The sequence below is a fragment of the Paenibacillus sp. 2KB_20 genome (assembly GCF_052115765.1).
Taxonomy (GTDB): Bacteria; Bacillota; Bacilli; order Paenibacillales; family Paenibacillaceae; genus Paenibacillus_AQ.
The window spans coordinates 1-11943 of record NZ_JBFRHH010000001.1 but is presented as its reverse complement, the minus strand read 5'-3'; the positions used below and the strand labels follow the sequence as shown (position 1 = coordinate 11943).

Here is an 11943-nt window from a genome sequence, read left to right as displayed (position 1 = left end):
CGGTGTAGAGGAGGTGTAACAATGAGAGTTGTAAAAAAAGCGGAAGAACGCAGGAACGAAATCCTTGACGCCGCGGATGAGCTCTTTGGTCAGAAGGGTTTTGACGGCACAAGTACAAACGATATTCTCGAAAAGGTCGGGATTGCGCGGGGAACCTTGTATCATCACTTCAAGGCGAAGGAGGATATTATGGATGCGTTGATTGATCGGTATAGTGACGGTCTTCTGGATGCGGCACAGGTCATTGCCGCCGACAAGACGATACCCGTAGTCGAACGCATTATCCGCGTTGTGATGGCAATGAACTTAAGCGGCGGAAGCAGCAAGGAAATTATGGAGCATATTCACAAGCCGCAGAACGCGCTGATGCATCAAAAAATACAAAAGGTCATCATCAACGGCCTTCCGCCGATCCTGACAGCAATCATCCGCGAAGGCATTGAGCAGGGAATGTTCAGCACACCGTTTCCGTATGAATGCATGGAAATGGTTGTGATCTATGCGAATACCGTTTTTGATGACGATATGATTACCTTGACGAATGAGGAGCGCGGTTCACGAATGCTGGCCTTTGTTTGCAACGTAGAAAGGCTGCTCGGTGCAGTAAGCGGAAGTCTGATGGACGTCATGCAGATGTTTGGTGGAGGAGACGAGAGCAGCCATGAATAAACCAGAGAAGTCTTTCAAGAAATTTCTCCTACTGTGGTCGGGACAGCTTATTTCAACCATAGGAAACGGGCTCACATCGTTCGGGCTTGGGATTTATGTTTTCCAACAGACGGGAAAGGCTTCGGCCATGGCGCTTGTAACCTTGCTTGCATTCATGCCGTCGTTACTCTTAAGCGCATTTGCCGGAGTGCTTGCGGACCGCTATGACCGCAGACTGTTAATGGTGCTAGGCGATAGTCTTTCTGCGATCGGCCTTGTATTCATCCTCATATGCATGCTTCGCGGAGAAGCACAGCTATGGCAAATTTGTGTGGGAGTTACCATAAGCTCGGTGTTTTCATCGCTGCTTGACCCCGCATACAAGGCTACGGTTACGGATTTGCTGACTGAGGAGCAGTATACGAGGGCAAGCGGTTTTGTTCAGGTGGCAGGATCGGCAAAATTTCTGATTTCGCCGATCCTTGCGGGATTTTTGCTCACCGTTACGGATATAAAACTGCTGCTTGTCATCGACATTTGCACTTTTTTTGTCACCGTTGCAACTACGCTTGCCGTCCGATGGGGCCTCGTCTCCAAGACATACGAACACACGCAATCGTTCATCCACGAAATCAAAGCCGGTTGGAACGCTGTCTCTACTAACAGAGGTGTGCTTGTTCTTGTGATTATGACATCGGTGCTGACATTTTACCTTGGAGTTATTGAAACACTCTCCATTCCCATGCTGCTGACGTTTACAAGCAGCTCCGTCGTAGGGATGATAGAAACCATTATCGCTTCGGGAATGCTCGTATCCAGTGTCATTATAGGATTTCTTCCCATTCAAAAGGGTTATGTGAACATTCTTTCGATTTCTTTGTTTGGTGTAGGCGTGTTTATGATGGCGTTCGGATTTCGAGAACATATTGCCTTGATCTGTGTTTCGGGATTTCTGTTTTTTGCAATGCTTCCGTTTGCCAACACAAGCCTGGATTTTCTAGTTCGTACCAACATTGATAATTCCGTTCAAGGCAGAGCTTGGGCACTGATCGGAATCCTTTCCCAGCTTGGATTTGTAGTGGCTTATGCCCTTTCGGGTGTTTTAGCGGATTATGTGTTCACCCCTTTTTTAGTTGAAGGTGGCGTGCTTTCTGACAGTGTGGGAAAAATCATCGGTACGGGACTCGGCAGAGGGATGGGATTTCTCATTATCATCGCCGGGATGCTGTTATGTGTAACTTCGGTCATTCTGTATAAATTAAAGTCAGTTAAAATGCTTGAAAACAGAGGTGTCTTATGTACTCCAGAATAATCCGCAATGATCTTTTAAAAAGCAAAGCCACTACGCTAACAACTATGGTATTTGTCGCTGCTGCGGCAATGCTTGTTTCGCTAGCGGCGATCCTCGTCGTCAATCTCTCGGGTGCGCTCAACACATTGATGACGCAAGCTAAAACCCCGCATTTTATGCAGATGCATTCCGGTGAAATAGATACTGCGCGGCTTTCGGCTTTTGCGGAGCAGCATAGCAATGTGGATGATGTACAAGTGATAGAATTTCTCAATATGGATGGTGCGCGGATACGATTAGGCGAACATTCGCTTGCAAATAGTGTCCAGGATAACGGATTTAGCATGCAGAGCCAAAAATTCGATTATCTTCTTGATCTCGACGGTAACATCATTAAACCCGCCATCGGCGAGTTGTATGTTCCAGTAAGTTATATGAAGGATGGCACCACCAAGGTCGGTGATCAGGCGGTCATTAGTGGGAAGGAGTTTATCGTTGCGGGATTCCTCCGGGATTCGCAGATGAATTCTACACTCTCTTCATCCAAGAGATTTCTTGTACATGAACATGATTACGCGGAAATCAAGGGCCTCGGCAGCATGGAGTATCTGATTGAGTTTAGATTAAAGGATTTATCTGAGCTCGGTTCATTTGAAACGGCTTATGCCTCCGCAGGACTTGAAGGAAATGGACCAACCGTTACATATAAGCTTTTTAAAATGATGAACGCACTTTCCGATGGGTTGATGATCGCGGTTATACTTCTTGTGAGCGCGCTTGTCGTGGCCATCGCATTGATGTGCATACGATTTACGCTCCTGGCGAAAATCGAAGAAGATTATCGCGAGATTGGCGTGATGAAGGCAATAGGGCTGCGTGTTTCCGACATAAAGAAGATGTATCTTGCGAAATACGCAGCGATTGCCGCGGCGGGTAGTATGCTCGGTTTTGCACTGTCGGTTATGTTCCAAGGCATGCTTCTTGAAAATATAAGGCTGTATATGGGGGAAAGCGAAAATTCAGCTTATGCTTTATTGTTCGGAATCATCGGCATACTGCTTGTATTCCTTGCCATCATCGCCTATGTAAACGCAATGTTGAAACGTTTTCGAAAGATATCCGCCGCAGAAGCCATACGCTTTGGCACTTCACAGGAGAAAAACACAGGCGCCAAAGGTTTTAATCTAAGTGGAAACAGGCTGTTGAATACGAATGTTTTCCTCGGTATCCAAGATGTTCTCGCAAGGAAAAGGCTTTATGCTACAAGCCTAACGGTGTTGGTGATTGCAGCTTTTATCATGATTGTTCCACAGAATTTGTACAACACCATCTCCTCTACGAGCTTCATCCAATATATGGGGATCGGAAACTATGATATACGTGCTGACATACAGCAGACCGATAACATTTCAGAGAAAACGGCTGAACTACGAAATGCGATGAGCAGCGACCGTGCCATATCCAAAGTTGCCGTCCTTACAACAAAAGCATTTAACATCAAAACAGAAGACGGTTCTGAGGAAAACATAAAAATCGAACTCGGCGACCATTCCATATTCCCAATTGCCTATTCCAAAGGCAGAGCACCCGCCGCAGAGAATGAAATTGCACTGTCGGTTTTGAACGCGGAGGAGCTGAGCAAAAAGGCCGGTGATGGCATTACGCTGGTGATAGAGGGACAGGAGAAGGAACTAACGGTAAGCGGAATATACTCCGACATTACCAACGGCGGCAAGACCGCAAAGGCGGTATTCACCGACAATTCCGCGGATATGATGTGGAGCATGATCTTCGCTGAACTTTCGGATAAATCTTTGGTCAACGCCAGGATTTCGGACTACGCGGACAGGTTTGATTTTGCCAAGATTTCAGACATTGATGAATTTGTTGCACAGACATTCGGCTCAACCATAAATTCCGTCAAGAAGGCTTCACACGCCGCAATGGCTGTTGCGCTGATAATATCGGTACTGATTACCCTGTTGTTTATGAAAATGCTTGTTGCTAAGGACCGATATTCCATTGCCGTTATGAAAGCTCTCGGATTTACGAACACGGACATTAAGGTGCAATATGCTTCGCGTTCTGTATTTGTTCTGATTGTCGGCATTGTTCTCGGAACCCTTCTGGCAAACACGCTCGGAGAATTGCTTGCGGGTGCGGTTATCTCTTCGTTTGGAGCGTCGGCGTTCCATTTTGCGGTCAATCCGCTTTCGGCGTATCTGTATAGCCCGCTTATGATGATAGCCTCGATACTAATCGCTACCATGATCGGCACATCGGGCGCAGGACAAATAACAATATCCGAAAATATAAAGGAGTAGGCAGATGAAAAAGATGATTATCGGTGATGATATCGTAAAATCTTTCGGTGAAGGCGGCGAACAGCACAATGTTCTGGACGGGGTGACCGCCTATATTCACGAGGGCGAGTTCGTAGCTGTTATGGGACCATCAGGCTCGGGGAAATCAACGCTATTGTTTGCACTGAGCGGGACGGATGGCGTGAATGGCGGAAAAGTCGTTTTTGAGGGTAAGGATTTATCGACGCTTGGGGAGAATGAGCTTGCAGATATGCGCAGAACCAAAATGGGTTTTGTGTTCCAACAGCCGACGATGCTGAAAAATTTGAATATCCTCGACAATATCATTCTTCCATCCATGCGGGATAACCGAAAAAACGCCGCGAACATTACGGTGAAGGCAAGAGAGCTTATGAAAAGGGTAGGCATTGCAGAGCTTGAAAAACGCAGCATCACCCAGGTTTCGGGTGGTCAGCTTCAGCGTGCGGGGATATGCCGGGCGCTGATGAACAACCCGAGCATTATTTTCGGCGACGAGCCTACGGGCGCACTCAACTCCATATCCGCTCAGGAAACGATGGACATATTCTCTGAAATCAATGCAGACGGTACTGCGGTCATGCTTGTCACTCACGATGCACAAGTTGCGGCACGGACGGAGCGCATTATGTTTATGCGCGATGGGAAGATTGTAGGCGAACTCAAGCTTCCAAATTTTGGGGGAACGGATATGGATGGCAGGGTCAAGAAAGTTATGGTGAAAATGCAGGAGATCGGAATATAAATTAATAATGGATTTCTGTTTAACAAAAATATAAATAAGCCAGTTGTCACCCATTAAACGTAGGGTCAGCCAGAGTGATGGAAAAGGCCGGCATGTCATATGAAGGTTTATTAAGAAAAGCGATTTGGGTTAAAGGGTCACATGAAGATTTAAAATTGTATTCAATTATTATGGATGATGTGCAAAAACCCTTTCGTTCATGAACGAAGGGGTTTACTTGTAATGATCGGTTGGTAAACCGATCACTTAGCCGATAGCCCGGCATACATGTTCCGGTACACGGCCGGGGTGAGGTGCTCGAACTTTTTAAATGTTTTGATAAAATAGCCCGTATCGCAGAAGCCCAAATCATCACTCACTTGATGAATCGGCGAATCGGTGGACTCCAGCAGCTGTTTGGCCCATTCAATCTTGAGCCGGGCGATGAAGACGGAGAAATTCTCCCCCGTTTCTTTCGTAAATATGCGGCTGAAATAGCTGGGACTAATATGGCAAACCTTGGCCATCTCCTTCAGGGTGAAATTCTCATGCTTGTGCGCAAAAATGTAGTCAAACGCAGGCTGAAGCACAGCATTCGATGAAACGAACCGCCCAGCGCCATTCTTCAATTTGGTATCGATCAGTGCTCCTGACAGCTCCTGCTGCATCGATTGGATGCTGCGGACCGCACGATCCGACTCGTTATAAGCTTCCAGGGAAGCTGGCGCATCCATGTTGGACGTGAGCACTTTTTTGTATAAATCGATCGTGGTATGCTTCTGAATCGCTTCCTCCACGATATAGGTGCTTAATTGCAGCAGCAGATCCACGTACTTCGTCACCTCATCATAGGATAAGATGGGTAGTGCATCATAATCCCCTTCGAGTTCCTTAAACTTTCGGTTAGACTCTACATTGGGCGGCCGAGATACGATCTGCTCCAGCATCGGCGCGTCAGATTCTCGGAGCTTGAGCTGTCCCGCCATGATCGCACCAAGATATTGGTTATCAATAATGATCGGGATGGCGATATCGATGATGTTGAAATGGCATAAATAGATATATGGTTTGTTTTGGCGAACCGCTTCAATGCCGGCACGCGCGTCGCATTTTTGACAATATGGAGAGAGATGGGAATCCTGGCGCACGCCTTGGCAGAAAGGCTGACAGTAGCTGTGCTTGGTGACGGGAACGCCCTTGTAATCGACCGTAAGGATCGCCATTTGGGTCACGAGCGATAAGGAATCCTGCAGCTTCTCCCATTTCTCCAAATCAATGATTTCTTCTAAATCATATCGGGATTTGGACATGACAACATTCTCCTATGAAAAGTTATAGAAACTCTACTGAATATTATAGCGAATGCTTCTACTGAAGAACAAGATAATACAATTTTCCATAGAGATGACAAAAAAACACGATAAGAAAACGCTTTATTCCGATCTCATTGTTTCATGCTTCCCGATTAAGTACAACCTATAATAATAAGTATAGTTTACTTAGGAGGAATGAACATGAGAAGAGCGTTTATCAGTCCGACAAAATATGTGCAAGGTGAGAACGAACTGTTGAATTTGGGTTATTTTGTAAAGACATTTGGTGAATCCGCTCTGCTGATTGCCCATCCCGATGATGTTGCACGGGTGAAAGACAAGCTGGAGTCAACGAAACTGAACTTTAATATAACGCTAGTTGAAAGCGGCTTCCGTGGGGAATGCTCCCGGCAGGAGGTTGCCAGATTGCAAGCTTTGGCGAAGGAGCATCAATGTGCCTGCACGATTGGCCTCGGCGGAGGCAAAGCGATTGATACGGCAAAATGCGTAGCCGAAGGTGAGGCCCTGATTGTTGTCCCGACAATTGCGGCAACTGATGCACCGACAAGCCATTCGGCGGTCCTTTATACCCCGGAAGGCGAATTCGATGATTATGCTTATTTTAAACAAAGTCCAAGTGTCGTCATGATTGATACAACGGTTATTGCCAAAGCGCCGACTAGATTCCTTGTTGCTGGTATGGGGGATGCGCTCTCTACCTATTTCGAAGCAAGAGCGACGGCTCAATCTTACTCCAATGTCAATGCCGGTCTGCCGTGCGGTGTTCGCGAAGGCGTATGCGGTGACGCCAAAGGGACGATTACAGCGCTGGGACTTGCCAAGCTATGTTATGAAACACTGCTTGAGAACGGGTACAGAGCAAAACTGGCCTGTGATCAAAATATTGTGACGCCAGCCTTGGAGAATATCGTCGAGACGAATATTCTGTTATCAGGACTAGGCTTCGAGAGCGGCGGTTTGGCAGCGATTCACGCGATTCATAATGGCTTGACGGCTCTTGAAGGAACGCATCATTATTATCACGGCGAGAAGGTAGCCTTTAGCACGATTGCTCAATTGGTGCTTGAGAATGCCGACCGGAACGAAATGAAGGAAGTGCTGGACTTCTGCCTGTCGATCGGTCTTCCTGTATGCCTGGAGGATATCGGCGTAGAGCGTGTGACCTACGAGGAGCTGCTTGAAGTGACCAAGAAGGCATGTATTGCCGAGGAATCCATCCATTCGATGCCATTCCCGATTTCGGAGGAAGCGGTAGCATCCGCGATTATGGCCGCTGACCAGTTGGGTCGTCAATACAAATTAAGTAAGGAGATATAAGATGAAGAAAATCATGAATAAACCGGAAACCTTGGTTCGGGAAATGTGCAATGGGCTTGTGCTGGCGCATCCTGAGTTAGCGTTCAGCCCTAAATTCAAAGTGATTTCCAAAAAAGAGATCAACCAAGATAAAGTTACGCTGATCAGCGGCGGCGGAAGCGGCCACGAACCAGCTCATGCCGGATTCGTCGGAAGTGGCATGCTGGATGCGGCCGTGTGCGGCGATGTGTTTGCTTCCCCGTCCCAAATCCAGGTGTATCAAGCGATCCGCAGCTCTGCGAGTAATAAGGGAACGCTGCTTATTATCAAAAATTACAGCGGCGACATCATGAACTTCAAAAATGCGGCCCACCTTGCGAGCGAGGACGGTATCCAAGTGGATTATGTGAAGGTCGACGATGATATCGCCGTTGAAGACAGTCTCTATACGGTAGGGAGAAGAGGGGTTGCCGGAACGGTGCTCGTTCATAAGGTAGCCGGAGCAGCCGCAGAAGCGGGACTGTCCCTGCCGGAAGTGAAAGAAGCGGCGCAGCATGCGATTAATCATGTTCGCAGCATCGGCTTTGCGTTTACCTCCTGCACCGTGCCCGCCAAGGGAACTCCGACGTTTCATATCGAAGATAACGAGATGGAATACGGCGTCGGCATTCACGGCGAACCGGGAATCCGCAGGGAGAACGTTGTTCCTGCAGATGAGCTGGCCCAGCGGATGGTCACGTCTTTGCTGGACAACTTGCAGATGAATGATTCTGCGGAGCATGAAGTTGCCGTATTAATCAATGGGTTTGGCGGCACGCCGCTGCAGGAGCTGTACTTGCTGAACAATTCGGTGATGCGCGAATTAGCGTCCCGAAACAAGCGGGTATTCAAAGTGTTCGTCGGCAACTATATGACCAGCATCGATATGGCAGGCGCATCGGTGACAATCATGAAGCTGGACGAGACGCTTAAGAAGTTGCTGTCTGCGCCATGCGATACGCCGGCACTGTCGGTTAAGGGATCTTTTGAGCCCGTGAACTATACCGAGGTTATTCAAGAAGAGAAGTCAGAGAGGGCAGTTTCGTATAAAAACAATACGGATGCTGACGCTGCGGTGATTAAGAACAACCGGCTATCCTTGCAAAATATCGTATATCTGATCGATCAAATGAGCGAGGTCATCATCGAGAACGAGGTGCCGTTTTGCGAGCTCGACGCTCATGCCGGAGACGGCGATTTCGGCATGAGCGTCGCCAAGGGTTTCAAGCAGCTCAAGGCGGAGTGGGACGATATTCTGACCCACCATCTCAGCGATATCGGCGATTTCCTCGACGCCTGCTCGTTGATCATCATGGAGTATTGCGGCGGGGCTTCCGGACCGATCTGGGGATCCGCATTCCGTGCAGCGAGTAAATCTGCCGGTCAGAAGCAGGAATTGTCCGTTCAAGAGGTCGCGGATATGATGCAGGCCGTTGTGAAAGGAATCCAGGATACGGGCGAAAGATCGTTCGGAAGAGGAGCTGTCGTCGGCGACAAGACATTGATCGACGCACTCGTCCCGTTCGCGGATTCCTGGACGCAGAGTGCAGAGCAAGGTGAAGAGATGAAGCCAGCAGCGATTAAGGCGGCTGAAGCGGCGGTGCTCGGAGCGCAGAAGACGGCAGACATCGTTGCCCGAATGGGTAGAGCGGGCACGGTAGGCGAACGCAGTATCGGATACCCGGATGCGGGCGCACACGCGCTCGGGGTTATTTTCATGGAGCTTGCTAAAGTGATGAGGTAATGTATAAATATTCCACTTATACATTAATCAATCCAATCAATCATCATTGATTTCAGCTGAGTCGCACAGCTATTACCAACATCAAACCTTCGTTTCCAAATGAATTTATCCGAAGAAGAAAAAACAGACACACTTTTAAGCGTGTCTGTTTTTGATTATTTGTAATCTCAGTAGATTTCCTCGATGCACTCTTGGGAACTTGGCAATCCTTTGTCTAGAAAGTCTTTTACTCTAGATTATCACTTTAATCCAGCGACCAGTATTCAAAAACCATTTACAAATCTATATAAATAGATATAATGATCTGTATGGAACCTATTTTAATTTACAAAGCATTATCCAATGAGACCCGTTGTCAAATCATGGATTGGCTGAAAAACCCGGAGCATCATTTTGAGGAGAAAAAATATACGGATTACGGCATCAGCTTCCGGACCGGAATTTGTGTAGCCGATATTCAAAAGAAGAGCGGGCTGGCGCAATCCGTCATTTCCAATTATCTGCTGACACTTCAAAGAGCGGGACTGCTTGAGTCCGAGCGTATCGGAAAGTGGACCTATTATCGCCGGAATGAACAGACCATCAAGGAATTTTCCGAGTATATTCAAAACAAACTATAAGGAGGTGTTTTTTTGTTTATATCCATCTAGATATATAGATATATAATTGAATATAGACAGTGAAACTGCGGACTAACATATCTACATATACAGATATGAAAATACAAATGACAGAATAGGAGCATCATTTCTTTGAGACAGAAACAAGTGACCCCTTTACTTATTATCATGTTGGCTTTAGGTGTTTTTGGCATTATTACGACGGAAATGGGTATCGTTGGCGTTCTGCCCCAAGTGGCCCGGAAATTTAATATCACGGCATCGCAGGCGGGTACGCTCGTAAGTGTGTTTGCCCTTGTGGTCGCCATCTCGGGCCCCTTTCTGACATTATTGGCATTCGGTATCAACCGGAAAGTGATTCTTCTTATCGCAGTATTCATGTTTGCGGTGTCCAATATCGTGTACGCCATGACATCGAAATTCGAAGTGATGCTGGCGTTCCGGATCATTCCGGCCTGCTTTCATCCGGTCTTTTTTTCCGTGGCTTTGGTCACAGCGGCCCAACTGGTTCCACCTGAGAAGAGCAGTAAAGCGGTCACGAAGGTATTTGCCGGGATTACGGTCGGATTTGCATTTGGTGTGCCTTTGACTTCTTACCTGGCGGAAAAGGTTTCACTGGAAACCGCATTTTTGTTTGGAGCGGCTGTTAGCGCGATTGCCTTTGCTGGTATATTGGCCTGGCTCCCGTCCATGCCGGTTAAGAACAAAATGTCATTCGGCAAACAGCTGGGGATATTGCGGAAACCCGCATTGTGGTTAAATATAACGTCGGTCATTTTTATTTTTGCGGCGATGTTTTCGGTGTACAGTTATTTTGCGGAATACCTCAGCCAGGTTACACCTATGAACGGATCGGTGATCAGTGTGATGCTGATGGGTTTTGGAATCATCATGATTTTCGGCAATTTCGTTTTTGGCGCCATGCTGCAAAAAAACTTACGGGTGACCGTGATGCTGTTCCCTATCCTGTATATTGCGGTTTACGTACTGCTGTATAGCCTGGTGCCATACTGGATTCCGGCCATGATCGTTGTGGTTTTATGGGGGATGGTCCATTCCGGAGGATTAATTGTCAGCCAAACATGGCTGACAACGGTGACGGAAGATGCACCGGAGTTTGGCAACAGCTTGTTTGTATCGTTTTCCAACCTGGGCATTACACTGGGCACCACGGTAGGGGGCTGGTTGATAGCCGTTGCGGGTATCCATCAGTTAATCTGGAGCGGAATCGTGTTTGCGATCCTTGCCCTGGCTTCGATTTTGCTCAAAATAAAATATGTTCCTTCGTAAATCAAGAAGCCAGTCTGGCGCAGCGTAATGTGCCGCAGGCTTTCCATGCTTGATTCGTTGTTCCCAAATACCCGTCCAACCGTTATGTAAAACTAAAGGACCTCCTATAATGGATTTGCAGCGGGAAGAAACAATTTTTTTGTTACCATATTTGCACGCAGGGCTTACACGCCTCGGCTATCAGATGTATAATCATGGAAGTAGCAGACAGATCATGCCCCAGCCTAAGATAACAGCTATCTAGGGCTGGGGCATTTTTTATTGACTATTTTAGAAATGAAGATCGTCAACAATCCGGAAAAGCAATCGCACCTTAAAAAACCAATGGAAAGGAGTGTTTACCCTGGAACTTCAAGAAATCAATCAGAGATTAAAAGAAACAAGGGATGTATTGCTTACAATCCTCAATGGATTGAATGGAGATCAGCTGAACAGGCGGCACGACTCAAACAGTTGGAGTATCAGCCAGGTATGTCAACACCTATATAAGACAGAAGAATTGTATGTGGTTGCTATTAAAAGAGGATTGAAGGGCAAGGAAGATTCAATTATTGAGAATAAACCTTTGGAATTTCTGCTGGACAGAAGTAGAAAGTTAGAAGCTCCTGACATTGC

Annotated in this window: 11 protein-coding genes; 10 read left to right on the top strand and 1 reads right to left on the bottom strand. The window is 47.1% G+C overall.

Annotated elements, in window-relative coordinates; all coding sequences use genetic code 11:
• The first annotated feature begins 21 nt into the window (after nt 1-21).
• Genes AB4124_RS00055 through AB4124_RS00040 form a run of 4 tightly spaced genes read left to right on the top strand, consistent with a single transcriptional unit; the run spans nt 22 to nt 5026 of the window.
• A complete protein-coding gene (locus AB4124_RS00055) occupies nt 22-669 on the top strand; it encodes a TetR/AcrR family transcriptional regulator (protein ID WP_441970437.1) in 648 nt (215 codons plus the stop codon).
• Nucleotides 662-1960: an MFS transporter gene (locus AB4124_RS00050; RefSeq protein ID WP_441970435.1), complete on the top strand. Its 1299-nt coding sequence runs from the start codon at nt 662-664 to the stop codon at nt 1958-1960. Before AB4124_RS00055 ends, AB4124_RS00050 begins: the two co-directional genes overlap by 8 nt.
• A complete protein-coding gene (locus AB4124_RS00045) occupies nt 1945-4263 on the top strand; it encodes an ABC transporter permease (RefSeq protein ID WP_441970433.1) in 2319 nt (772 codons plus the stop codon). The genes AB4124_RS00050 and AB4124_RS00045 overlap by 16 nt, the downstream gene beginning before the upstream one ends.
• 4 nt (nt 4264-4267) lie before the next feature.
• Complete coding sequence (locus AB4124_RS00040) at nt 4268-5026, top strand: ABC transporter ATP-binding protein (protein WP_441970431.1); 759 nt, start codon at nt 4268-4270, stop codon at nt 5024-5026.
• 242 nt (nt 5027-5268) lie between these two features.
• Here AB4124_RS00040 and AB4124_RS00035 read toward each other — a convergent pair whose 3' ends face one another.
• Nucleotides 5269-6315 carry a PocR ligand-binding domain-containing protein gene (locus tag AB4124_RS00035; RefSeq protein WP_441970430.1) on the bottom strand — a complete coding sequence of 349 codons (1047 nt, stop codon included), beginning with the start codon at nt 6313-6315 and terminating at the stop codon, nt 5269-5271.
• 204 nt (nt 6316-6519) lie between these two features.
• Here AB4124_RS00035 and AB4124_RS00030 point away from each other — a divergent pair, with 204 nt between their 5' ends.
• The 6 genes from AB4124_RS00030 to AB4124_RS00005 form a co-directional block, all read left to right on the top strand.
• Nucleotides 6520-7656, top strand: coding sequence for a glycerol dehydrogenase (locus AB4124_RS00030; protein ID WP_441970428.1), 1137 nt, complete (start codon nt 6520-6522; stop codon nt 7654-7656).
• A gap of 1 nt (nt 7657) precedes the next feature.
• Nucleotides 7658-9418, top strand: coding sequence for a dihydroxyacetone kinase subunit DhaK (dhaK, locus tag AB4124_RS00025; protein WP_441970426.1), 1761 nt, complete (start codon nt 7658-7660; stop codon nt 9416-9418).
• A gap of 308 nt (nt 9419-9726) precedes the next feature.
• A complete protein-coding gene (locus AB4124_RS00020) occupies nt 9727-10038 on the top strand; it encodes an ArsR/SmtB family transcription factor (protein WP_430199878.1) in 312 nt (103 codons plus the stop codon).
• A gap of 168 nt (nt 10039-10206) precedes the next feature.
• Entirely contained in the window at nt 10207-11328 is a 1122-nt protein-coding gene (locus AB4124_RS00015; protein ID WP_441971591.1) for an MFS transporter, read from the top strand.
• A 261-nt stretch (nt 11329-11589) separates the two neighbouring features.
• A complete protein-coding gene (locus tag AB4124_RS00010) occupies nt 11590-11817 on the top strand; it encodes a hypothetical protein (protein WP_340390742.1) in 228 nt (75 codons plus the stop codon).
• Nucleotides 11720-11943 (top strand): DinB family protein (locus tag AB4124_RS00005; RefSeq protein ID WP_441971589.1); only part of this gene is annotated, 224 nt, incomplete at its 3' end. The genes AB4124_RS00010 and AB4124_RS00005, both read left to right, overlap by 98 nt.